The sequence below is a fragment of the Streptomyces sp. NPDC051677 genome (assembly GCF_044453465.1).
Classification (GTDB): Bacteria; Actinomycetota; Actinomycetes; order Streptomycetales; family Streptomycetaceae; genus Streptomyces.
In genome coordinates, this window is the sequence record NZ_JBITCT010000009.1 from 162,858 (window position 1) to 185,705 (window position 22,848).

Genomic DNA, 22,848 nt, shown 5'->3' on the forward strand with positions numbered 1-22,848 from the left:
ATGACTGCCTTCCCGCGCGCCCTGCGCCGCACGTCCACCCGCCGCATCGCGGCCGTCAGTGTCGTGGCGGCGGGGGCCCTGCTGCTGTCCGCCTGTGGCGACGACGGCGACGACATGGCCGGCACGGCCGGCATGGACCACGGCAGCAGCAGCTCCTCGGCCACCGCGACGGCCGCGGCCGGGGCCAAGTCCGGGGACTTCAACGACGCGGACGTCGCCTTCGCGCAGCAGATGATCCCGCATCACGAGCAGGCCCTGGAGATGGCCGAGCTGGCCGACGGCCGGGCGTCCGACTCCGAGATCAAGGGCCTCGCCGGCAAGATCGAGCAGGCCCAGGACCCGGAGATCAAGACGATGAAGGGCTGGCTCACCTCCTGGAACCAGCCGACGGCCATGGAGTCCATGCCCGGCATGGACCACGGCAGCATGAACGGGATGATGTCCGACGCGGGCATGGACGAGCTCAAGGGCATGAAGGGCGCCGAGTTCGACAAGATGTTCGCCCAGATGATGATCGAGCACCACAACGGCGCGATCACCATGGCCGAGGACGAGCAGAAGAACGGCAAGAACGCGGACGCCAAGAAGATGGCCGGCGACATCGTCACGGGCCAGTCCGCCGAAGTGAAGCAGCTCCAGAGCATCCTCGACCGGCTCTGAGCAAGATCACCCGCCGGCCGTCCCGGGCTTCGCGGCACCCTCGCCGAGGAGCCCGGGCGGTCGCGCCCCCATCCGTCCTGAGCGCGTCCCATCCCGACGCGCGCGCAGGACGGCGGCTGCGCCACCTGACAGCAGGGCTCCACCGTGTCGGGCGGCGCGGCCGCAGGCACTCCCCGCTCTCGACGCCGAGCACGTCCTGGCCGCCACCCAGGACGGCGTGTACGAGTCGAAGGACGGCGGCCGGACCTTTACCGAACGGCCGGACCTCTACCGAACGGCCGGACCTCTACCGAACGGCTGGCCGTCGAATCGAGCGGCGGGCGCCGACCCGCCGGGCAGCCATCCGGGGCGCACGGCCGTTCCGGACCCCGGGGCGACGGCGTCACCGCCTTGTTGCGTACGATTTGCAGCTGGAGTCCTGACGCAGCAGGGCATGGCCGAGATCATCCTCAAGGGAAACCGCGCATGAGCATGAGCACCGCGCCGGCCCGGCGCAGCCGCCGCTTCGACCGGGGCGAGATACGCCGCCTGGTGGCGATGTACGGCTTCGTCGCGGCACTGCACGTGGTGGGCTTCGGCCTGTTCGCGTACTACAACGCCCGCTACCACGGCCTCGTCGACAGCCACGGCAAGCTGCTTTACGCGGGCGCGGCCGGTCTGGCGTACACGCTCGGGATGCGGCACGCCTTCGATGCCGACCACATCTCGGCCATCGACGACACCACCCGCTACCTGCTGCAGAAGGGCAAGCGCCCGCTCGGTCTGGGGCTCGCCTTCTCCCTCGGCCACTCGTCCGTCGTCTTCGGCCTCTCCCTCGGGGTCGCTTTCGCCGCGCAGGCCGCGAACCGCTTCCAGGCGGGCTTCGCCGAGATCGGCGGCGTCATCGGCACGCTGGTCTCGGGGGTCTTCCTGTACGCCATCGCCGCGCTCAACCTCGCGGTGCTGCGGGGCATCCTCCGCACGTGGCGCGAGGCGAAGGCGGGCCGCCATCAGCCGGAGGAGCTGGAGGAGCTGCTGGCCGACCGCGGTCTGATGAACCGGGTGTTCAAGGGCCGCTACAACAAGTTCATCGAGCACAGTTGGCAGCTGTACTTCGTGGGCCTGCTCTTCGGCCTCGGCTTCGACACCGCCACCCAGGTCGGCGCGCTGGGCCTCGCCGCCGGCTCGGCCGCCGACGGCACGCTGCCGCCGCTCGCCATCATCGCACTGCCGCTGATCTTCGCGGCCGGCATGAGCCTGATGGACACCACCGACGGGGTCTTCATGGCGAAGGCGTACGAGTGGTCGTTCTCCAACCCGGTCCGCAAGATCTACTACAACCTCACCATGACCGGCCTGTCGATCTTCGTGGCGTTCGTGGTCGGCACGGTGGAGCTGGTCTCGCTGCTGGCGGAGCGCCTCGGCGCGGCCGACCGGGCCCCCTGGTCGTGGCTGGCGGCCGTCGACCTCAACACGATCGGCATCGTCATCGTGGTCACCTTCCTGGTGACCTGGATCGGCGCCGTCGCGCTGTGGAGGCTGCGCCGCTACGACGAGCGGTACCCCGCACGCAGCGAGGCGGAGCCCGTTCGTTAGGACTTCCCGCCCGTGCGCGCGGCACCGGGCTCGGGCGCCTGGGCGCCCTGGACGTACTTCCCGAGGAACTCTTGGCAGAAATGGGCGTGTGCCACGTCCGAGACGCTCTCGCCGCGGTAGGGGTCGGTGTCCGGGTCGTAGCAGCCGGCGCTCCGCCACGGCTCTCCCCCTTCTCCTTCTAAGGCCACCTGACGACCCCCCATCTGGGATCCGCAGCGACCTGCACTTTCGCCGGAGGCGAGGCGGTTGATCGACAGCCATGAGCCGCGGAAACGTACCGGCACCTGATGGCACCGCCTGGCACCACGCAGCGCCATGCCGTGCCATGTGGCGTCGGATCGTGCGAGGTGATGTCGCGAGGAAGGGCGTGTGGCTTGAAGGTCTCCTCTTCGCGCGTCTGCCCTCAGGACGTGGCCACGGCCGGCAGGTCCGGTTCCGGTGTCCCGGGGTGGCTCGCCGTCCGCGGCAGGCTCAGCACCATGGTGAGGCCCCCGCCGGGCGTGTCCTCGGCGTCGAGGGTGCCGCCGATGGCCTCGGCGAAGCCGCGGGCGACGGCCAGGCCGAGACCGACACCGGTGCCGCGCGGCGAGTCGCCGTAGCGCTGGAAGGGCTCGAAGATGCGGCCCTTGGCCTCGTCGGGGACGCCCGGGCCGCGGTCTACGACGCGCACCTCCACCCGGTCCGCGATGGCGCTCGCCGACACCAGCACCGGGGTGTCCGCCGGACTGTACTTCACCGCGTTCTCGACGATGTTGGCGACGGACCGTTCCAGAAGCCCCCGGTCGACATCGACCATGGGCAGCGTCTCGGGGATGTCGAGCTCCACGCTGTCCTCGGGCACACCGCCGAGCGCCATGGGCACGACTTCGTCGAGGTCGGTCTCGCGGATGATCGGGGTGACCGTGCCGGTCTGCAGACGGGACATGTCGAGGAGGTTGCCGACGAGGTGGTCGAGGCGGTCGGCGCCCTCCTCGATGGCCTCCAGCAACTCCGCCCGGTCCTCCTGCGACCATTCGACGTCGTCCGAGCGCAGGGAGGTGACCGCGGCCTTGATGCCGGCGAGCGGGGTGCGCAGGTCGTGGCTGACGGCGGCCAGCAGGGCGGTGCGGATGCGGTTGCCCTCGGCCAGTTCCTTGGCCTGGTCGGCCTCCTGCCGCAGGCGCCGACGGTCCAGGACCACGGCGGCCTGGGCCGCGAAGGCCGCGAGCACCCGCCGGTCCTCGGCGGGCAGGACCCGTCCGGTCAGCACCAGTGCCATGTGGTCGCCGACCGACACGTCGACGTCCGCCTCGTCGGGGGTGGCGCAGGGCTGTGGGCCGACGCTGCCGGCGCAGGTCCAGGGCGCCACGTCGCTCTCGCGCTCCAGCAGGGCCGCCGACTCCATGCCGAAGGTCTCACGGACGCGCTCCAACAGCGCCTCCAGGCTGGTCTCGCCCCGCAGGACGTTGCCGGCGAGGTAGGACAGGATCTCCGACTCGGCCCGCAGCCGCGCCGCCTGGTGCGTGCGCCGCGCCGCCAGGTCCACCACCGACGCCACGGACACCGCGACCCCGACGAAGATCGCGATGGCCACGATGTTCTTCGGGTCGGCGATGGTGAAGGTGTGGACGGGCGGGGTGAAGTACCAGTTCAGCAGCAGGGAGCCGGCCGCCGCCGAGGCGAGGGCCGGGAACAGGCCGCCGAGCAGGGCCGCGGCCACCGTCATCGCCAGGAAGAGCAGCATGTCGTTGGCGAGTCCGACGTCCGGGGAGACGCTGCTCAGCAGCCAGGTCAGCAGCACGGGGCCGCCGAGGCCGGCCAGCCAGCCCCAGATGAGACGGGACCGGCCGAGGCGCGCGCCCCGGGCGACCGGGAGTCCGCGTCCCTTGCCCGCCTCGTCGTGGGTGATGAGATGGACGTCGAGGTCGGGTCCGGACTCGCGGGCGACGGTGGCTCCGACGCCGGGGCCGAAGGCGTACTGCCAGGTTCTGCGGCGGGAGACGCCCAGCACGATCTGGGTGGCGTTCACCCCCCCGCGAGAAGTCCAGGAGTGCGGCCGGTATGTCGTCGCCCACGACGTGGTGGAAGGAGCCGCCGAGGTCCTCCACCAGGGTGCGCTGGACGGCCAGTTCCTTCGGGGAGGCCGCCGTCAGACCGTCGCTGCGGGAGATGTACACCGCCAGCACCTCGCCGCCGGCGCCCTTCTCCGCCAGCCGGGCGGCGCGGCGGATGAGCGTACGGCCCTCGGGGCCGCCGGTCAGGCCGACCACGATCCGCTCGCGCGAGCCCCAGATGGCGGAGACGCTGTGCGCGCTGCGGTACTCGGTCAGATAGGCGTCGACGCGATCGGCCACCCACAGCAGCGCCAGCTCCCGCAGGGCGGTGAGGTTGCCGGGGCGGAAGTAGTTGGACAGGGCCGCGTCGACCTTGTCCGGCTTGTAGATGTTGCCGTGCGCCATACGGCGACGCAGGGCCTCCGGGGACATGTCGACCAGGTCTATCTGGTCGGCCCGGCGTACGACTCCGTCCGGGACCGTCTCCCTCTGCCGTACTCCCGTGATCGACTCCACCACGTCGCCGAGCGACTCCAGGTGCTGGATGTTCACCGTGGAGATGACGTTGATGCCGGTGGCCAGCAGCTCCTCCACGTCCTGCCAGCGCTTCTCGTTGCGGGAGCCGGGGGCGTTGGTGTGGGCGAGTTCGTCGACGAGCGCCACCTGCGGACGGCGGGCCAGCACCGCGTCCACGTCCATCTCCGTGAAGACGCCGCCCCGGTACTCCCGTTCCTTGCGCGCGATCTGCTCCAGGCCGTGCAGCATCACCTCGGTGCGCGGCCGGTGGTGGTGCTCGACGAAGGCGACCACGCAGTCGGTGCCCCGCTCCACCCGGCGGTGCGCCTCGGAGAGCATGGCGTAGGTCTTGCCGACGCCGGGGGCCGCGCCGAGGTAGATCCGGAGCTTGCCGCGTGCCATGTACGCCCTTCGTTCATGCTTCGAAGCGGTAGCCCATGCCGGGCTCGGTGATGAGATAGCGGGGGTGGGAGGGGTCCGACTCCAGCTTGCGCCGCAGCTGGGCCATGTAGACGCGCAGGTAGTTGGTCTTGTTGCTCTGGGAGACGCCCCAGACGTCCTGGAGCAGCTGCTTCTGGGTGATCAGCCGGCCCGGGTTGGTGACCAGGATCTCCAGCAGGTGCCACTCGGTGGGGGTGAGGCGGATGTCGCGGCCCTGGCGTACGGCCTTCTTGGCCAGCAGGTCGATGGTGAAGTCGTCCGTCTCCACGTGCGTCGCCCCGGACACGAGCGGTACCTCTTCGGTACGGCGGACAGCGGCCCGCAGCCGGGCCAGCAGCTCGTCCATGCTGAACGGCTTGGTGACGTAGTCGTCGGCGCCGGCGTCGAGCGCCGCCACCTTCTCGTCGGACGCCTGCCGGGCGGACAGCACCAGGATCGGGACGCGGGTCCAGCCGCGCAGGCCCTTGATGACGTCGACGCCGTCCATGTCGGGCAGCCCGAGATCGAGCATGACGACGTCGGGCTGACGTGCTGCCGCGAGCCGGAGCGCGGTGGCGCCGTCCGGGGCCGCGTCGACCCCGTACTGGCGTGCCTGGAGATTGATGATGAGGGCCCGGACGAGCTGCGGGTCGTCCTCCACCACCAGCACCCTTGTCATGGGCGTGAGCCTTTCCTGTCGTACGTCGGGCACGTGGGCGCCAGGAGCACGGCAACCGGCGTCATGACCGCGGAAGTTGACGGAACCAGGATTCCTCCCGGGCCGCCAACTCCCCCGCAGGTCGCGTAAAGCCATCAGCTCAGCAGCCTTTCGGCTCTTGCGCTGTTCAGCTCTTCAGCTCTTCGCCACGAGTTCCTTGAGCGCGATGTTGAGCTCGAGGACGTTCACGCGGGGCTCGCCGATGAAGCCGAGGGTGCGGCTCTCGGTGTGCTCCTTGAGCAGCTTCTCCACCTGGGCGACGGACAGGCCGTTCTTCTCGGCGACCCGGTGTGCCTGGATCTCCGCGTAGTCCGGGGAGATGTCCGGGTCGAGGCCGGAGCCGGAGGAGGTGACGGCGTCGGCGGGGATCTCGGACGGCTTGACCTTGTAGTCGGCGGTCGAGTTGTCCTTGACGACGGCGGCCTTGGCGGCGGTCACCCAGGCGATCAGGTCCTTGTTGTCGGCGGACCGGTTGGTGGCGCCGGACAGGATCAGCTTGTACTGGGTGTTGACGCTGTTGGCGCCGAGGCCGTTCTGCGGGCGGCCCTGGAACCACTTCAGGTCGGGCTCCGGGGTCTCCTGGCCCTTCTTCAGCGGCAGGTTGTACTGCTGCCCGATCAGGGACGAGCCGACCACCTTTCCGTCCGCCTTGATCTCGGAGCCGTTGGCCTCGTCGTTGAAAAGCGCCTGCGCCACGCCCGTCACCGCGAGGGGGTAGATGACGCCGGTCACCAGGGTCAGCACGAGGAGGGCCCGCAGGGCCGCCCCGAGCAACCGGACGGTGTTCGATACGGAGTTGTTCATGGCGGCTCAACACGCTTTCAGGTGATTACAGCCCGGGGATGAGGGAGATGAGCAGGTCGATGAGCTTGATGCCGACGAAGGGGGCGATCAGGCCGCCGATGCCGTAGATCGTGAGGTTGCGCCGCAGCATCTTGTCGGCACTCACCGGCCGGTACTGCACGCCCTTCAGGGACAGCGGCACCAGCGCGATGATGATCAGCGCGTTGAAGATGACCGCTGACAGGATCGCGGAGTCCGGCGAGTCCAGGCCCATGATGTTGAGCTTGTCCAGGCCCGGGTAGACGGCCGCGAACAGCGCCGGGATGATCGCGAAGTACTTCGCCACGTCGTTGGCGATGGAGAACGTCGTCAACGCGCCACGGGTGATGAGGAGTTGCTTGCCGATCTCGACGATCTCGATGAGCTTGGTCGGGTTGGAGTCGAGGTCGACCATGTTGCCGGCCTCCTTGGCGGCCGACGTGCCCGTGTTCATCGCGACGCCGACGTCCGCCTGGGCGAGCGCGGGCGCGTCGTTGGTGCCGTCGCCGGTCATCGCGACGAGCTTGCCGCCGGCCTGCTCCCGCTTGATGAGGGCCATCTTGTCCTCGGGGGTGGCCTCCGCGAGGAAGTCGTCGACGCCTGCCTCCTCGGCGATGGCCTTCGCGGTCAGCGGGTTGTCGCCGGTGATCATGACGGTCTTGATGCCCATGCGGCGCAGCTCGTCGAACCGCTCGCGCATGCCGTCCTTGACGACGTCCTTGAGGTGGATGACGCCCAGGACGCGGGCGCCGTCGGTGTCCTCGATCGCGACGAGCAGCGGGGTGCCGCCGGCCTCGGAGATGCGGTCCGTCAGATCCGAGGCGTCCCGCGCGACTTCGCCGCCCTGTTCCTTCACCCACGCGATGACCGATCCTGCGGCCCCCTTGCGGATCTTCCTGCCGTCCACGTCCACACCCGACATCCGGGTCTGGGCGGTGAAGGCGATCCACTCGGCTCCGGCGAGCTCTCCCTGGTGTCGCTCGCGCAGGCCGTACTTCTCCTTCGCCAGTACGACGATGGAGCGGCCCTCCGGGGTCTCGTCGGCCAGCGACGACAGCTGGGCGGCATCCGCGACCTCGGCCTCCGTGGTTCCCGACACCGGCACGAACTCGGACGCCTGGCGGTTGCCCAGCGTGATGGTGCCGGTCTTGTCGAGCAGCAGGGTCGACACATCGCCGGCGGCCTCGACCGCGCGGCCGGACATCGCCAGGACGTTGCGCTGCACCAGGCGGTCCATGCCCGCGATGCCGATCGCCGAGAGCAGGGCTCCGATGGTGGTCGGGATCAGGCATACCAGCAGGGCGACCAGGACGACCATCGTCAGGTGGGTGCCCGCGTAGTCGGCGAACGGCGGCAGCGTGGCGACGGCCAGCAGGAACACGATCGTCAGCGAGGCGAGCAGGATGTTCAGCGCGATCTCGTTCGGCGTCTTCTGCCGGGCCGCGCCCTCGACCAGGCTGATCATCCGGTCGATGAAGGTCTCGCCCGGCTTTGTCGTGACCTTGATGACGATGCGGTCGGAGAGGACCTTCGTGCCGCCGGTGACGGCGCTGCGGTCGCCGCCCGACTCACGAATCACCGGCGCCGACTCACCCGTGATCGCCGACTCGTCGACCGACGCGACGCCCTCGACGACGTCACCGTCTCCCGGAATGATGTCGCCTGCCTCGCAGACGACCAGGTCACCGATCCTCAACTCCGTGCCCGGCACCTGCTCCTCGGCGCCGTCCTTGAGCAGCCGGCGTGCCACGGTGTCGGTCTTGGCCTTGCGCAGGGTGTCGGCCTGCGCCTTGCCCCGGCCCTCGGCGACCGCCTCCGCCAGGTTGGCGAAGACGACGGTCAGCCACAGCCAGACGCTGATCGTCCAGCCGAACCAGTCGCCCGGGTCCTTGAAGGAGAACACGGTGGTCAGGACGGACCCGATCCACACCACGAACATCACGGGCGACTTGACCATCACCCGCGGGTCGAGCTTGCGGAAAGCGTCCGGCAGCGACTTCAGAAGCTGCCTGGGGTCGAAGAGGCCCGCGCCGACACGGCCCTCGGCGGGCTTGTGCCCGGAGGGCACGTCGCTGTGGGGCGCCCGGGTCGGGGTGGCTGTGGACATCGAGTCCTCTTGCTTCGTCGTGTCGGTTGTCATGACGCCAGCCCCTCGGCCAGCGGGCCCAGGGCGAGGGCCGGGAAGTACGTGAGGCCGGTGATGATCAGGATCGCGCCCACCAGCAGACCGGTGAACAGCGGCTTCTCGGTGCGCAGGGTGCCCGCGGTGACCGGAATGGGCCGCTGCTCGGCGAGCGAGCCCGCCAGCGCCAGCACGAAGATCATGGGCAGGAACCGGCCCAGGATCATCGCCAGCCCGATCGTGGTGTTGAACCACTGCGTGTCCGCGTTCAGACCGGCGAAGGCCGAACCGTTGTTGTTCGCGCCGGACGTATAGGCGTAGAGGATCTCGGAGAAGCCGTGTGCGCCGGAGTTCGTCATCGAGTTGCCGGGCGTCGGCAGGGCCATCGCGGCGGCCGTGAAGATGAGCACCAGGGCCGGGGTGATCAGGATGTAGCAGGCGGCGAGCTTGATCTCGCGGGTGCCGATCTTCTTGCCCAGGTACTCGGGCGTACGGCCGACCATCAGACCGGCGATGAACACGGCGATGACCGCCATGATCAGCATGCCGTAGAGGCCGGAGCCGGTGCCGCCGGGCGCGATCTCGCCCAGCATCATGCCCAGCATCGTCACCCCGCCGCCGAGGCCGGTGAAGGAGGAGTGGAAGGAGTCCACCGCACCGGTCGAGGTGAGGGTGGTCGACACCGCGAAGATCGAGGACGAGCCGACGCCGAAGCGGACCTCCTTGCCCTCCATGGCACCGCCGGCGAGCTGGAGCGCCGGGCCGTGGTGGGCGAACTCGGTCCACATCATGAGCGCGACGAAACCGACCCAGATGGTGGCCATGGTGGCGAGGATCGCGTAACCCTGCTTCACACTGCCGACCATCACGCCGAACGTCCGGGTCAGGGCGAACGGGATGACCAGCAGCAGGAAGATCTCGAAGAGGTTGGTGAAGGGGGTCGGGTTCTCGAAGGGGTGGGCGGAGTTGGCGTTGAAGTAGCCGCCGCCGTTGGTCCCGAACTCCTTGATGGCCTCCTGTGAGGCGACCGCCCCGCCGTTCCACTGCTGCGAGCCGCCCATGCTGTGCCCATTGAAGAATTGACCGACCTCGTGGATGCCGGAGAAGTTCTGGATGGCGCCGCAGGCGACCAGCACGATCGCCGCGATGAACGCGCCCGGCAGCAGGATGCGGGTGACTCCGCGCACCATGTCGGACCAGAAGTTGCCCAGTTCACCGGTGCGGGAGCGGGCGAAGCCGCGCACCAGCGCCACCGCCACCGCGATGCCGACGGCCGCCGACACGAAGTTCTGCACGGCCAGGCCGGCGGTCTGCACGACGTGGCCCATGGCCTGCTCGCCGTAGTACGACTGCCAGTTGGTGTTCGTGACGAACGACGCGGCGGTGTTGAACGCCTGGTCGGGGTCGATCGCCTTGAAGCCCAGCGAACCGGGCAGGACGCCCTGGACCCGCTGCAGCAGGTAGAGGAAGAGAACGCTGACCACCGAGAAACCGAGCACGCCCCTCAGATAGGCCGGCCAGCGCATGCCGGTGTCGGGGTTGGCGCCGATGCCCTTGTAGATCCACTTCTCGACCCGCCAGTGCCTGTCGGAGGAATAGACCTTCGCCATGTAGGTGCCGAGCGGGATGTAGGCGAGCGCCAGTGCGCCTATGAGGGCGAGCAGTTGGAGGACGCCGGCGAGTACGGGACCCATCTCAGAACCTCTCCGGGAAGATCAGGGCGAGGACGAGATAGCCCAGCAGGGCGACGGCCACGATCAGGCCGACGACGTTTTCGACGGTCACAGCTTCGTCACCCCCTTGGCGACGAGAGCCACCAGCGCGAACACCGCGATCGTGGTGACGACGAAGGCCAGATCGGCCATCGCGAACTCCTGGAGTGAGGTGCGGGAGAAGAACGGACGATTAGAGGAAACTGCCTCCTTGGCCGGATCCGGCCGGCCATTGACGGCTCTCTTACGGCGACACCCACAGCTTTGACGGGACCCTTACGGCCCCTGATCGGTACCGGTGGGCGAGCCGCCCGTGACTGTGCGGGACGTCACTCACAGCAGCCGGAAGCGGAGCCGGCAGATGACCGGGTCCGTCTCGCGCCGCACGGCGTGCGCGACGACCGCGCCCCGCTGGTTCTGCAGCAGCCGCCGCCACAGCCGCTCCGGCTCGGTCTCGGGGATCAGGACGGTGACCCGGGTGGCCGACTCGGACGCCATGACCTCACGCACGTAGGCAGCGATGGGGTGGCCCAGGGTGCGGCGCTCGGAGGCCAGCCGGACCAGGGGCACACCGGGGTCCCACTCGGCCCACGCACCCTCCAGGGCGTGCAGCTGCGCGCGGTCCTCGGGGTCCGGGTAGCAGACGGTGACCGCGCGGACCTCGTCGCCGAGCGAGGCGGCGGCGCTCAGCGCCTCGGACGTCAGACGGGAGAGCGAGGAGACCGGAACGATCACGACGGACCGGTCTCGGTGCGGGTGCTCCGGGACGCGGCCGAGGCCCAGCCGCTCGCCGATTCGCGCGTAGGCGCGGTGTACGGCGACGAAGGCCGCCACCAGCAGCGGCAGTGCGACGACGACCAGCCAGGCGCCCTCATCGAACTTGCTCGCCGTGACGACGACCGTCGCGACACCCGTCAGCGCCGCCCCAAAGCCGTTGAGCAGCGCCTTGCCGTGCCCGCCCGGCCCGCGTTCGAGGAGCCAGTGCCGGCCCATGCCCACCTGGGCGATGGTGAAGCCGACGAAGACGCCGATGGCGAAGAGCGGCACGAGGGTGTTGGTGTCGCCGCCGGAGAAGACCAGCAGCGCGGCGGAGACGGCGGCCAGGGCGAGCACCCCGTGCCGGTGGACCTGGCGGTCGGCCTTCAGGGCGAACACGTGCGGCAGGTAGTTGTCGCGGGCCAGCAGCTTCAGCAGCACGGGCAGGCCACCGAACGACGTGTTCGCCGACAGGGCGAGCAGGATCATCGTCGCGAACTGGATGACGTAGAAGCCCCAGTTGTGGCCGAGGGAGGCGTCCGCGAGCTGGGCGAGGACGGTGACGCCCTCGACCGGCTGGAGGTGGAAGCGGGAGATCAGCACCGACAGGCCGATCAGCATCGCTCCGAGGACCGCGCCGAGGGCGACCTCCGCCCGCTGGGCGCGCTTGACGCGCGGGCGGCGGAAGGAGGGCACGGCGTTGGCGATCGCCTCGACGCCCGTCAGCGCGGAGCACCCGGAGGCGAAGGCTTTCAGCAGGAGCACCGTGCCCACGGTGGTCGCGTTGTCCGCCAGAACCGACGCGTGCCCGGCCGCGGTGGCCGTGCTCGCCGGTTCGGAGCGGAAGAGGCCGACGCCTATCAGCACGAGGATCGACCCGACGAAGACGGCGGTCGGCACGATGAACACCCTCGCCGACTCGACGATGCCGCGCAGGTTCACGGCCGTGATCAGCACCAGTACGCCCAGGCACAGCCACAGCCGGTCGCGTCGTACAGCGCGGGGAAGGCGGAAGTCAGGGCGGCCACACCGGCCGTGACGGCGACGGCCACGTTGAGGACGTAGTCCAGGACCAGCGAGGCGGCGGCCACCAGGCTCGTCCGCGCCCCCAGGTGCGTCTTCGCCACGGCGTAGGAGCCACCGCCGCCGGCCAGCAGGATGTTGGCGGCCTGGGCGTCCATGTCGTCGAGGGCGAGGTCGAGGTCGGCGGCGCTGGTGGTCCGGGGCGCGTCGCGCTCCGCGACGGTGTCCCAGGTGCCGGTGGCGGCGAGTCCGGCCAGCAGGAGCAGCAGGCGAGCGCGGTGGTGAGCGAGACCGTGGCCGCGCGCAGGAGCCGCAGCCGTGCGGGGAGGGCGGCCCAGTAGCGGCGGCGCAGAGCGGGCCACGCGGCGACGGTGTTGTGAGGGATGCGGTGCCCCGGACTGCCGGGCGCCGCGACCTCCTCCGGGGCGCCGGCCCGGAGGTCGTCCCGGGCGGGACGGCAGCTGTGTGCGTCTCCGCTTCAGGACTGCGCGTGGTTCCGGCCGTGATCGTCACGAGCCCCCCAAGGTCACGCCACGGACGGTGCGCCCGTCCCTCGTGCCGCTCAGTCTGCGACCGGAATCGGCCACCAGCGGCCGGCGTTGACGGCCTCCTGACGCTTCCTCAGGCTTGTTTGACGGGACCTTGACGGCACTGGTGTCCACATCTCGGCAGCAAGGTCAACTACCGTCGGACCGCCGACGTGCGTGTACCGGCACCGGCTCCGACGGCGCATGACATGACCCTGGGTGTCCGCTCCTGATCCACCGCCCGTCGCTGCCCCCTTTGGCGCAGCTCCCGGGCCACACGCCGGAGACCTCACCGTCTTGATGTGTTTCCGCCATTCGCCGGGATGTTCTTAACGGAAGATTGATGCCCCCGGACGGCTCATCCACAGGCCCGCACGTCACTCTCTGCTTACGCTGGTTCAGCCGTCCGCGTGATGGCCCGGACCGCACGCTGAGCCGCACGTCAGGAGAGCACGTCGATGGCCGCCACCGAACACCCGCCTCCGAGCCGCATGCGCACGTGGATGCTGCAGGGCCTGTCCGACATGGGCAAGGCCGGGGGCCACACGGGGCCGCACGCCGAGCCGGAGTCTCCACACAAGGGTCAGCGCTGGTACCGGGTGATGTGCCTGACCGGCGTCGACTACTTCTCCACCCTCGGCTACCAGCCGGGCATCGCCGCGCTCGCGGCCGGTCTGCTCTCCCCCGTGGCGACCGTCGTGCTGGTCGTCGTCACCCTGGCGGGCGCCCTGCCGGTCTACCGCCGGGTGGCCGAGGAGAGCCCGCACGGCGAGGGCTCGATCGCCATGCTGGAGCGACTGCTGTCCTTCTGGAAGGGCAAGCTGTTCGTCCTGACCCTGCTGGGCTTCGCCGCCACCGACTTCCTGATCACCATCACCCTGTCCGCCGCCGACGCCTCCACCCACCTGGTCGAGAACCCGCACCTGGAGAGTGCGCTGCACGGCAAGCAGATGATCATCACCCTCGCGCTCGTGGCCTTGCTCGGCGCGGTGTTCCTCAAGGGCTTCCTGGAGGCGATCGGGGTCGCGGTCGCCCTGGTGGTGGCCTATCTCGGGCTGAACATCGTGGTCGTGCTGGTCGGCATGTGGCACGTACTCACCGAGGGGCACGTCGTCACCGACTGGACCAGCGCCCTGACCGCCGAGCACGGCAACGTCTTCGCGATGATCGGCGTGTCCCTGCTGGTCTTCCCGAAACTCGCTCTCGGCCTCTCCGGCTTCGAGACCGGCGTCGCCGTGATGCCGCACGTCCAGGGCGACCCGGGCGACACCGAGGAACAGCCGAAAGGCCGGATCCGGGACACCAAGAAGCTGCTCACAGCCGCCGCGCTGATCATGAGCGTGTTCCTGATCGCCACCAGCTTCATCACCACGGTGCTGATCCCGGAGAAGGAGTTCGAGGACGGCGGCCAGGCCAACGGCCGCGCCCTCGCCTATCTGGCCCACGAGTACCTGGGCAACGCCTTCGGCACGGTCTACGACGTCTCGACCATCGCCATCCTGTGGTTCGCCGGGGCCTCCGCCATGGCCGGGCTGCTCAACCTGATGCCCCGCTACCTGCCCCGCTACGGCATGGCCCCGCACTGGGCCCGCGCCGTGCGCCCCATGGTCATCGTCTTCACCCTGGTCGCCTTCCTGGTCACCTGGATCTTCGACGCCGACGTCGACGCCCAGGGCGGCGCCTACGCCACCGGCGTCCTGGTCCTGATGTCCTCCGCCGCCATCGCCGTGACCATCGCAGCCCGCAAGGCAGGACAGCGGAACTGGACCATCGCCTTCGCGGTGGTCTCGGCGGTCCTGCTGTACGTGACGGTCGCGAACGTCGTCGAGCGCCCCGACGGCGTGAAGATCGGCGCCTGCTTCATCGCCGGCATCATCCTCGTCTCCCTCCTCTCCCGCCTGGCCCGCGCCTTCGAGCTGCGCGTGACCAGCGTGACCCTCGACGACATGGCGGAACGGTTCATCCGGGACATGGCCAGCCGCAAGATACGGTTCATCGCCAACGAGCCCGACCGGCGCGACAAGGCCGAGTACCGCGACAAGATCGAGCAGATCCGGGCGGACAACGACATGCCGGAGCAGGAGGACTTCGTCTTCGTCGAGGTGACGGTCACCGACCCCTCCGAATTCGAGGCGGGCCTGACGGTCCGCGGCGAGGTCCTGCACAACCGCTACCGCGTCCTGACCCTGGAGTCCTCCTCCATCCCGAACGCCCTGGCGGCCCTCCTCCTCCACGTCCGCGACTCGACGAGCTGCATCCCGCACATGTACTTCGAGTGGACCGAGGGCACGCCCTTCGCCAACTTCCTGCGCTTCTTCCTCTTCGGCCAGGGCGAGGTCGCCCCGGTCACCCGCGAGGTGCTGCGCGAGGCGGAACCGGACCGCGCCCGCCGTCCCCGCGTCCACACGGGCTGAGGCGTCAGGGTCCCGTCAAGATTCGCCTGTACGGCGTCAGGGACCCGTAAGCGGCAGTCGCCGGGCCTCGCTCAGCGGCCTAGCGTCGGCGCCATGCGACGGAGCGAACAGCTGAGCCCGGCCGGGGACCGGCACTGGCGTGGCAGCGCCCGGTTCGCGGTGAGCTGCGCCCTGGTCTTCTGCGCGATGACTCTGCTGGTCGACTGGGACGCGGAGAGCCTGACGCCTCTGCGCGCCCTGCTGTGGGTCGCTCTGTCGACCGCGGTGTGCGCCGTCCTGCTGCCGCCCCAGGTGTCCGCGGGCCCCGGCTGGCTGACGGTGCGCACACCCTGGCGCCGGTGCATGGTGCGCACGGACGCGCTGACGACTGTATGGCAGCACGACGGCGCCTCCTCCCACCTCGTCCTGCGGGACACGTACGGCCGCCGCCTGGAACTCGACCCTCGCGTCCTCACCGCGAACCCGCTGATCTGGCACGAGCTCGACACGGGCGTACGCCGGTCCGTCGACCGGGGCACATTGCGCCAAGGGGCGGAGGTCCTGGAGCGGCTCGGTCACCGGATCGACGACGAGACCGCGCAGGCAGTCCTCAGGGCGTCCGGGCTCTCCTGAACAAGACCCGAATCACAGCCCGACCCACACCTTCAACTGAGATGTTCTACGTCGCGCCGGCCGACAGAGCGGCGCGCGGCGTCCGGCGGCTCCTGCAAGCCGGTCACCCTGCAGGCGAAGCCGGTGCCCCGCCAACCGGCACACCGCGTCATCCCGAAGAAATGCGAAACTCGAATTCGGGACGGTCCCACGGCACGGCGGGCGGGTTCGCGAACGCGGTCCCGGTCCGCACCGCGCCGACACGGTGGTAGAAGCCCCCGGCGGGAAGGTGCGACACGACCTTGAGACGGTCGATACCGGCGGCACGGGCCTCGGACTGCATGTGCGCGACGAGCAGCCGTCCAATACCCCGTCCTTGCACGTCGTCGGCGACGAACAGCAGGTCGAGCTCCGGTGGAGCGAGGACGAGCGAGTAGAACCCGAGGACCCGGCCTCCCTGCTCGTCGGCGCCGACGGCCACAAAGGCGCGGTGAGCCTCGATGTAATCAGGACCGACCCGGTAGCCCGCGACTGCGGCTGCGTACTTGCCCTCGTAGGCGCCTGAGCCACGCACGAGCCGCGTGAGCCGTTTGGCATCCCGCGCGACAGCCCTCCGTATCGTGATCGGCTGGCTGACCGGGGAAGTCCGTGAACTCATCGGGACAGTATTTCGCACCCCCTGAGGTGCCCATGGAGGGACCCTCTCATCTCGCACGGCTCACGTTGATGCGTTCAGTCAGGTCGGAAGAAGGCGAGCAGTTTCTGGGCGGCGTCCGGCGACATCAGCAATTCCTGCATGTTCGCGGACATCCGGGCGGCGGTGCCGGTGCGTTCGAACATCTCGCGTTCGTATTCCTTGACGGCGGCGGGAAAGTCGTCCGGGTGCGCGGCCAGCGCGAGAGCGAGCAGGGCGCCGTCGAGCAGCGCCATGTTGGCGCCCTCTCCCACCGGCGGCATCAGGTGCGCGGCATCGCCGAGCAGCGTGACGCCTGGCGTCGACGGCCAGGTCAGGCCGACCGGGAGCGTGCTGATCGACCGCGGCACGACCGTGTCGTCGCAGGCTGCGATCAGCGCGGTGAACCGTGGGTCCCAGCCGGGGAGCAGCTCGATCAGCCGCGCCCGGGCGGCGGCCGGGTCGTCGAACGGGATCCCGCTGGTGGCGAGCCAGTCCTCGGCGGTGTTGTAGAAGCTGACGCCGATACGGACGCGGCCGTCGCCGTTGCGCTGCGCCGCCAGGGATATTCCGCCGCCGAGCACCCAGTAGTTGCCGCGCCCGACCATCGCCGCGAGGTCGGGGTGCGTGCGGTCGATGTCGGGAATGCCGACCTCGACGACGTTCTGGCCGATGTGCGCGGGACGGGCGTCGGTGAGCAGCGCGCGGACCCGGGACTGCGCACCGTCCGCGCCGACCAGCAGGTCATACGTCGCACTGCTGCCGTCGGCGAAGTGCAGCAGGCCGTTGTCGGCGGAGCTGAACGCGTGGCCCCAGCGCACCATGCCGTCGGGGAGGGAATCCAGCAGCAGGTCGCGCAGATCGGCGCGGTCGACCTCGGGTCGGTCGAGCGGGGCGTCGTCGGGCGTGTCCTCCTGGAGCAGCAGGGTGCCGTCCGGCTCGAGAAGACGCATGTCCTGGCCTTCACCACGGGCGATCGCGTTGAACTGCTCGATCAGACCGGCCTCGCGCAGCGCACGCTGGCCGGAGTGGATGTCGAGCATGCCGCCCTGGCCGCGCGCGCCGCGCGACGCTTCACGTTCGTAGACGACGGCGTCGATGCCGTGCACGTGCAGCACCCGGGCAAGGGCCAGGCCGCCCATACCGGCTCCGACGATGGCAAGCCGGTTCATCGGCGCAGCCGGGGTGCGAGGACCGTGCGCACGATTTTGGCCACCTTGCTCGCGGCGGATCCGTCGTCTTCTTCGGGTTCCGGTTCGAGCATGCCCCGGAGCTGCAGCAGCAGCTGGTCGGTCGACCGCGACAGCGGGACGAACAGGCCGGCGACCGGCCCGACGCCCTGGACCGGGCCGTCGCACAGCTCGGCGACCTCCTTGGCGAGCGTGACCGTCGTCGGGTCCCGGAGGATCAGGTGCACCTCGTCGTCGACCACCCGGATTTCCATCTTGCGCGCGGCGGCTTCCTCCGGGTTCGCGTCCGTGGTCGTCTCCGGGTCCAGTTCGTCGATCTTGGCGGCGACCGCGTCCGGGTCGACCCCGAGTTCGCGCAACACCCTGGCCGCCATGCTGTTCTCCGCCCGCAGCATCGCTTCGAGGAGGTGATGGCTGCCGACCGGTGCGCCGCCGGCCAGGGCGCTGGCGGCGGACACGGTGTCCTCGGTGGCGGGCGTGCCGGCCGGCCATGGGGCGGCCGTGACGTCCTGCGATCCCTCCACCGATGCCAGCACCGCGGCACGGATCTTGCTGATCGGATGGATCCGCTCGGCGAGCACCTTCGCGCCGACGCCCTCACCCTCCCTGACCAGGGCGAGCAGGATGTGTTCCGTGCCGACGTCGTGGTGGTGCAGCTGTTGCGCCTCGCGCAGGGCGAGTTCCAGCGTCTTCGTCGCGCGCGACTCGAACGGGATATGGCCGCTCAGCTGCTGCGTGCCGGGCGGGACCACCGCGGCGATGTCGGCCTGCGCCGCCTCCTTGTCGTACCCGAGCCGGTGCAGAACCTTCGCCGCCGTGCTGTCCGGCACGTCGAGCAGCCCCAAGAGGAGGTGCTCCGTGCCGATGTGGAGGTGTTTGAGCAGCCTCGCCTGTTCCTGGGCCGCTACGACCGCCTGGCGGGCTTTCACCGTGAACCTTTCAAAGGTCATGTTCCATGGTCCCAACCCTGTCAATACACTGTTATTGACAGGGTCACCATGCTGAAGGGAGGGGTGTGATGGAGACGCCGTCGGACTGGGAGGACCGGCTCGCGCGCTGGCGCAACGAGCTGGAGTTGTTCGAGCAGCTGGACGAGACCCCGTGGGTCACGCTGGCCAAGGCGGAGGCCGAGACCGGCGTTTCCCGCTCGGCCCTGCGGTCCTGGTACCGCAACGGCGAGATCCGGTCGCGGCTGGTGGACGGCCCGAACGGGCCGCAGCGTCTGGTCCAGTTGGACGCGGTGATCGAGCGGGCCGCCGCGTCACCGCGCATTCAACGCAGGGCGGAACGAGAAGTGAGCCTGGAAGCCCAGGTCACCCTGCTACGGCACCGGGTCGACCAGCTTGAGCTACGGCTGGCCGCGTTGGAGCGACGGTGACCGTGTTCGCCGCGCTGTGCGTCAGGCCGCCCGGGTGAGCTCGGCGCGGCCGAACAGCAGGGCGTAGCCGGAGGGGAGTCGGGCGAGGACGCGGTCGAGGAGTTCCTCGCCGGCGAGGTGGGCCACGATACGCAGGACGGTACCGGTGTCCCAGCGGGTGGTGGCCGGTGTGCCGCCGGTGCGGGTCGCCAAGTCCTTGACGAAACCCCCCAGCCGGTGGGGGCTTCGGTGGCGGGGATCTGGGAGGAGAAGATGACGGCGGCCTCGTGCGGCAGCCGGGCGGCGGGCTCCACGCGCTCATCGCCGGTGAGCGCGCGCCCGAAGGCGGCCGGCACGGCGCGCACGGCCTGCTCGGCTTGGGCGCGGGTGGCATAGGCGCCTTCGTAGCGCACTTGTTCCAGCAGCGCGCGAGCAACTCGCCGAGTGGGAACCGGGCCTGATCGAAACCGCGCGGGAGGCGGGCGCCAGCCGGGCCGAGCTCGCCCAGCCCCTCGGCGTCTCCAGCCGCCGGGCCGCCGAACGCCGCTGCCTGCGCGTACGCCCCGGGACCCCGGGGTCCATGGGCGAGCAGCGGGTCGGGCCACCCGCGACCACCGCGCCGCCGACCGCACCGTCACCGCCTGGGCCCGCGCCAACGCCGGCGCCCTGCGTCAGCTCGCCGGCCAGATCACGGCGCTCACCGGCCTCCCGGCCGCCGCCGGCATCCCACTGGCCGAACTCAGCCGAAACAGGACCTGAGATCCTCCTGAAGGCTTTCGCAGGATGACGCTACGTCGCGAGCATCGGCGGTGCGGGCCCTTCAGGCGCGGACCAGGGGTGTGTCGACCAAATGCTCGGCCAGGAACCACGCTTGGAGTTCGCCGGTCCGCACCACCTGGGAGACCAGCAGGTCGTTGGTGCCGTCGTCGCCCAACTCCGCGACCCGGGCCGCCGCGTCATGGGCGTCGGTCAGGATCGTCTCGTGTGCCTCCAGCAACCGCGACAGCATGGCCGGCACCTCCTCCACACCGTCCGGGGGGCGCGGGATCGACGTGATCTCGGCGACGTGCCGGGGGTCCCCCACCGCGACACCGCCCAGGGTCTGGACCCGTTCGGCGAGGGCGTCCACGAGTTCGAGCTGTTCCCCCGCATGCTTGTCCAGCACCAGATGCAGCTGGTAGAAGGTCGCCCCGCGCATCAGCCAGTGGTGCTTCTTGTAGAGGCCGTAGAGGATCTGGGTGTCGGCCAGAACTTTGTTGAGGCGCTGGGCGGAGTACATGCGCGCCTCGTAGGAGAGGCCGAGAGGGAACTGCTTGACGGTCCCGAACTCCTGGATGATCTCGCCCTTCTGATGCAGCAGCGGTTGGCTGCTCAGGTGCTGGGAGCTGATGGTCATTGTTCCGCCTCCTGCGGTCCGGGATCCGGTTGCACAAAGACGCTAGGTGCGCGCGCTGCGGACCGGTTGTCCAGGAACGCACGGGGTGATGCCCGGCAGTGCACACTCTCGTGAATTCGGTGCGGGGATGAGCCGGTGCACGGTGAGGCAAAGACCAGTGCGCTGGCAGGACAGGGCAGCACATCGATCGTGCCTATCGTGATGGCGAAGCAGCCTCACGCACAGGGCTTGTCCTGGTTTCTCAGGGCACGAACGGTGTCGGTCGAATTCATCTCGGTCGACTGAAAAAGCCCTCCTCCGTCGCCGCCGGTCATGACTCGATTCGAAGTCGTCATTCCCCAAGGGGGTTTCAAGAGATGTCAGCAATGCCGGTCGGCGGGCTGGTTCCGCACGCCATCGACGACGGCGCGGACCTCATCGTCCGAAACGCGAAGATCCATACCGGGGACACCGGCCGCCCGCACGCGGAGGCACTCGCCGTCCGCGACGGCGTCATCACGGTCATGGGTGACGACAAGGACGTGGCTCCCCACGTCGGCCTGACCACGAAGGTGGTCGACGCGCTCGGGCGACGGGTGATCCCCGGCCTCAACGACGCCCACCTGCACGTGATCCGCGGCGGACTGAACTACGTACTGGAACTGCGCTGGGACGGAGTGCGCAGCCTGCGTCAGGGTCTGGCGATGCTGCGTGAGCAGGCCGCTCGCACCCCGAAGGGCCAGTGGGTACGGGTGGTGGGCGGCTGGTCGGCCGAGCAGTTCGCCGAACGCCGGCTGCCGACCGTCGCCGAACTGAACGCCGCCGCCCCGGACACCCCGGTGTTCGTCCTGCACCTGTATCAGTCGGCCGTGCTGAACCGGGCGGCACTCAAGGCCGCCGGGTTCACCAGGGACACTCCCGACCCCAAGGGCGGCCAGATCGTGCGCGGCCGGGACGGGGAACCGACCGGCATGCTGCTCGCCGCACCCAGCGCCCTCATCCTCTATTCGACCCTGGCGAAGGCGCCGGTACTGGAGAGCGAGGAGGACCGGAAGACCTCCACCCGGCATTTCCTGCGCGAGTTGAACAGATTCGGACTGACCTCGGCGATCGACGCCGCCGGCGGGTTTCAGAACTTCCCCGACAACTACGCCACCGTCATCGAACTGGCCAAGGCCGGACAGTTGTCGATGCGTATCGCCTATCACCTGTTTCCGCAGACCGCGGGTCAGGAAATCGACGATCTCGCCCGCTGGATCCAAATGGCCCGCCCCGAAGACGGGGACGAATGGCTGCGCCTCAATGGTGCGGGCGAGAACCTCACCTGGGCGGCGGCGGACTTCGAGAACTTCGCCCAGCCGCGTCCGGAACACACACCTGATTACGAGGTGGAGTTCGAGAAAGCGGTGCGCCTGCTCACGGAGAACGGCTGGGGATTCCGGCTGCACGCCACGTATGACGAGACGATCCGCCGCGATCTCGCGGTGTTCGAGAAGCTCGCCGCGGAAGGGCTCTTCCCGGCCGGGAACCGGTGGCTGTTCGATCACGCGGAGACCGCCTCCCCGGACAGCCTCGACCGTGTCGCCGCCCTCGGCGGCGCGATGTCCGTGCAGAACCGCCTGTCCTTCCAGGGCGAGGCGTTCCTGCGGCGCTACGGCCCGGGAGCAGCCGCGGACGCCCCGCCGATCCGGGCGATGCTGGACCGCGGACTGACCGTGGGCGCCGGCACCGACGCCACCCGGGTCTCCACCTACAACCCCTGGGTCGCCCTGCACTGGCTCGTCAGCGGCCGCACCCTCGGCGATCTGGCGCTGCGCCCGCCGGCGAACCGCGTCGACCGGCAGACGGCGCTGGCGATGTTCACGCGCGCCGGCGCCGCGCTCACCGGCGAGGACGAGGTCAAGGGCGTGCTGCGGCCGGGATGTTACGCGGACCTCGCGATCCTGTCCGAGGACTACTTCGCCGTGCCGGAGCCGGACATCGCGCACATTGAGTCGCTGCTGACGGTGACCGGCGGCCGGATCGTGTACGCCGCCGCCGAGTACGAGGGGCTCGACGAGGAACTTCCCCCCGTCAGCCCGGCCTGGAGCCCGGTCGCGCACTTCGGCGGCTACCAGGCCGCGTCCCGCCACGCGGCGCTTGCCGGCGCCCGTCAAGCGGAGTCGCTCGGCCAGGCCGTCGCCGAATCGGAGCAGCACCGCCGGTGGCGCATCGCACGCGGGCACGCCCCGGACGTGGCGAGCACCCCCTTCGATCCCTGCTTCGACCTCTGAACTCCCGTAAGGGTCCCGGCTCTTGAGCCGCCCCTTCCGGACCGTCGCCCACCGGCTCCGTCCGACCGGACGGTGCTTCCCACGGCACCGA

General features: G+C 69.9%; 16 protein-coding genes and 4 pseudogenes. 7 read left to right on the forward strand and 13 right to left on the reverse strand.

Annotation, left to right across the window (positions count from 1 at the left end):
- Together ACIBAF_RS13325 and ACIBAF_RS13330 are read left to right on the forward strand one after the other, a co-directional pair.
- Window positions 1-660: a DUF305 domain-containing protein gene (locus tag ACIBAF_RS13325; RefSeq protein WP_399463289.1), complete on the forward strand. Its 660-nt coding sequence runs from the start codon at window positions 1-3 to the stop codon at window positions 658-660.
- Window positions 661-1,125: 465 nt separating this feature from the next.
- On the forward strand, window positions 1,126-2,235 hold the full coding sequence (locus ACIBAF_RS13330) for a HoxN/HupN/NixA family nickel/cobalt transporter (RefSeq protein ID WP_399463290.1): 1,110 nt from the start codon (window positions 1,126-1,128) through the stop codon (window positions 2,233-2,235).
- Here the strand turns inward: ACIBAF_RS13330 and ACIBAF_RS13335 are convergent.
- The 8 genes and pseudogenes from ACIBAF_RS13335 to ACIBAF_RS13370 form a co-directional block, all read right to left on the reverse strand.
- Entirely contained in the window at window positions 2,232-2,423 is a 192-nt protein-coding gene (locus ACIBAF_RS13335; protein ID WP_399463291.1) for a hypothetical protein, read from the reverse strand. The genes ACIBAF_RS13330 and ACIBAF_RS13335 overlap by 4 nt on opposite strands.
- A 215-nt stretch (window positions 2,424-2,638) precedes the next feature.
- Window positions 2,639-5,186: pseudogene (locus tag ACIBAF_RS13340) on the reverse strand (DUF4118 domain-containing protein).
- Window positions 5,187-5,199: 13 nt separating this feature from the next.
- A complete protein-coding gene (locus ACIBAF_RS13345; protein ID WP_399463292.1) occupies window positions 5,200-5,883 on the reverse strand; it encodes a response regulator in 684 nt (227 codons plus the stop codon).
- A gap of 174 nt (window positions 5,884-6,057) precedes the next feature.
- Window positions 6,058-6,726: a potassium-transporting ATPase subunit C gene (locus ACIBAF_RS13350; protein ID WP_399463293.1), complete on the reverse strand. Its 669-nt coding sequence runs from the start codon at window positions 6,724-6,726 to the stop codon at window positions 6,058-6,060.
- Window positions 6,727-6,751: 25 nt separating this feature from the next.
- Window positions 6,752-8,884, reverse strand: coding sequence for a potassium-transporting ATPase subunit KdpB (gene kdpB / locus ACIBAF_RS13355; RefSeq protein ID WP_399463294.1), 2,133 nt, complete (start codon window positions 8,882-8,884; stop codon window positions 6,752-6,754).
- Window positions 8,881-10,560: a potassium-transporting ATPase subunit KdpA gene (gene kdpA, locus ACIBAF_RS13360; protein ID WP_399463295.1), complete on the reverse strand. Its 1,680-nt coding sequence runs from the start codon at window positions 10,558-10,560 to the stop codon at window positions 8,881-8,883. The genes kdpB and kdpA overlap by 4 nt, the downstream gene beginning before the upstream one ends.
- A gap of 1 nt (window position 10,561) precedes the next feature.
- Window positions 10,562-10,651 carry a K(+)-transporting ATPase subunit F gene (gene kdpF / locus ACIBAF_RS13365; RefSeq protein ID WP_010351568.1) on the reverse strand — a complete coding sequence of 30 codons (90 nt, stop codon included), beginning with the start codon at window positions 10,649-10,651 and terminating at the stop codon, window positions 10,562-10,564.
- Between the two features lie 260 nt (window positions 10,652-10,911).
- Window positions 10,912-12,839, reverse strand: a pseudogene (locus ACIBAF_RS13370) (APC family permease).
- A gap of 503 nt (window positions 12,840-13,342) precedes the next feature.
- Between ACIBAF_RS13370 and ACIBAF_RS13375 the strand changes: the two are divergent.
- A complete protein-coding gene (locus ACIBAF_RS13375; protein WP_399463296.1) occupies window positions 13,343-15,298 on the forward strand; it encodes an amino acid transporter in 1,956 nt (651 codons plus the stop codon).
- Window positions 15,299-15,391: 93 nt separating this feature from the next.
- The gene (locus tag ACIBAF_RS13380) at window positions 15,392-15,910 is read left to right on the forward strand and encodes a hypothetical protein (protein WP_399463297.1); all 519 of its coding nucleotides are present in this window, start codon (window positions 15,392-15,394) and stop codon (window positions 15,908-15,910) included.
- 148 nt (window positions 15,911-16,058) lie between these two features.
- On the opposite strand, the gene ACIBAF_RS13385 is transcribed toward ACIBAF_RS13380, so the two are convergent.
- From ACIBAF_RS13385 to ACIBAF_RS13395, 3 genes are all read right to left on the reverse strand, one after another.
- Window positions 16,059-16,547: a GNAT family N-acetyltransferase gene (locus tag ACIBAF_RS13385; protein ID WP_399463298.1), complete on the reverse strand. Its 489-nt coding sequence runs from the start codon at window positions 16,545-16,547 to the stop codon at window positions 16,059-16,061.
- Between the two features lie 74 nt (window positions 16,548-16,621).
- Window positions 16,622-17,734, reverse strand: a complete 1,113-nt coding sequence (locus tag ACIBAF_RS13390) for an FAD-dependent oxidoreductase (protein ID WP_399463299.1) — start codon at window positions 17,732-17,734, stop codon at window positions 16,622-16,624.
- Entirely contained in the window at window positions 17,731-18,702 is a 972-nt protein-coding gene (locus tag ACIBAF_RS13395; RefSeq protein WP_399463300.1) for a Clp protease N-terminal domain-containing protein, read from the reverse strand. The genes ACIBAF_RS13390 and ACIBAF_RS13395 overlap by 4 nt, the downstream gene beginning before the upstream one ends.
- Window positions 18,703-18,770: 68 nt before the next feature.
- Between ACIBAF_RS13395 and ACIBAF_RS13400 the strand changes: the two genes are divergently transcribed.
- On the forward strand, window positions 18,771-19,130 hold the full coding sequence (locus tag ACIBAF_RS13400) for an excisionase (RefSeq protein WP_399463301.1): 360 nt from the start codon (window positions 18,771-18,773) through the stop codon (window positions 19,128-19,130).
- A 21-nt stretch (window positions 19,131-19,151) separates the two neighbouring features.
- Here ACIBAF_RS13400 and ACIBAF_RS13405 read toward each other — a convergent pair.
- Window positions 19,152-19,522, reverse strand: a pseudogene (locus ACIBAF_RS13405) (DUF2267 domain-containing protein).
- 14 nt (window positions 19,523-19,536) lie between these two features.
- Here ACIBAF_RS13405 and ACIBAF_RS13410 point away from each other — a divergent pair.
- Window positions 19,537-19,868 (forward strand): annotated as a pseudogene (locus ACIBAF_RS13410) (type III effector protein); the annotation flags it as partial.
- Between the two features lie 61 nt (window positions 19,869-19,929).
- Here the strand turns inward: ACIBAF_RS13410 and ACIBAF_RS13415 are convergent.
- Window positions 19,930-20,505: a Dps family protein gene (locus tag ACIBAF_RS13415; protein ID WP_399463302.1), complete on the reverse strand. Its 576-nt coding sequence runs from the start codon at window positions 20,503-20,505 to the stop codon at window positions 19,930-19,932.
- 356 nt (window positions 20,506-20,861) lie between these two features.
- On the opposite strand from ACIBAF_RS13415, the gene ACIBAF_RS13420 reads away from it, so the two are divergent.
- Window positions 20,862-22,757, forward strand: coding sequence for an amidohydrolase (locus tag ACIBAF_RS13420; RefSeq protein ID WP_399463303.1), 1,896 nt, complete (start codon window positions 20,862-20,864; stop codon window positions 22,755-22,757).
- Window positions 22,758-22,848: the final 91 nt, after the last annotated feature.

Bases quoted from the DNA above. Each gene is read 5' to 3' on its own strand.
- ACIBAF_RS13330 (WP_399463290.1), top strand. From the start codon at position 1,126: ATGAGCATGAGCACCGCGCCGGCCCGGCGCAGCCGCCGCTTCGACCGG.
- kdpA (WP_399463295.1), bottom strand. From the start codon at position 10,560: ATGGGTCCCGTACTCGCCGGCGTCCTCCAACTGCTCGCCCTCATAGGC.
- ACIBAF_RS13375 (WP_399463296.1), top strand. From the start codon at position 13,343: ATGGCCGCCACCGAACACCCGCCTCCGAGCCGCATGCGCACGTGGATG.
- ACIBAF_RS13345 (WP_399463292.1), bottom strand. From the start codon at position 5,883: ATGACAAGGGTGCTGGTGGTGGAGGACGACCCGCAGCTCGTCCGGGCC.
- ACIBAF_RS13385 (WP_399463298.1), bottom strand. From the start codon at position 16,547: ATGAGTTCACGGACTTCCCCGGTCAGCCAGCCGATCACGATACGGAGG.
- kdpB (WP_399463294.1), bottom strand. From the start codon at position 8,884: ATGACAACCGACACGACGAAGCAAGAGGACTCGATGTCCACAGCCACC.
- ACIBAF_RS13390 (WP_399463299.1), bottom strand. From the start codon at position 17,734: ATGAACCGGCTTGCCATCGTCGGAGCCGGTATGGGCGGCCTGGCCCTT.
- ACIBAF_RS13420 (WP_399463303.1), top strand. From the start codon at position 20,862: ATGTCAGCAATGCCGGTCGGCGGGCTGGTTCCGCACGCCATCGACGAC.
- ACIBAF_RS13325 (WP_399463289.1), top strand. From the start codon at position 1: ATGACTGCCTTCCCGCGCGCCCTGCGCCGCACGTCCACCCGCCGCATC.
- ACIBAF_RS13350 (WP_399463293.1), bottom strand. From the start codon at position 6,726: ATGAACAACTCCGTATCGAACACCGTCCGGTTGCTCGGGGCGGCCCTG.
- ACIBAF_RS13395 (WP_399463300.1), bottom strand. From the start codon at position 18,702: ATGACCTTTGAAAGGTTCACGGTGAAAGCCCGCCAGGCGGTCGTAGCG.
- ACIBAF_RS13415 (WP_399463302.1), bottom strand. From the start codon at position 20,505: ATGACCATCAGCTCCCAGCACCTGAGCAGCCAACCGCTGCTGCATCAG.
- ACIBAF_RS13400 (WP_399463301.1), top strand. From the start codon at position 18,771: ATGGAGACGCCGTCGGACTGGGAGGACCGGCTCGCGCGCTGGCGCAAC.
- ACIBAF_RS13380 (WP_399463297.1), top strand. From the start codon at position 15,392: ATGCGACGGAGCGAACAGCTGAGCCCGGCCGGGGACCGGCACTGGCGT.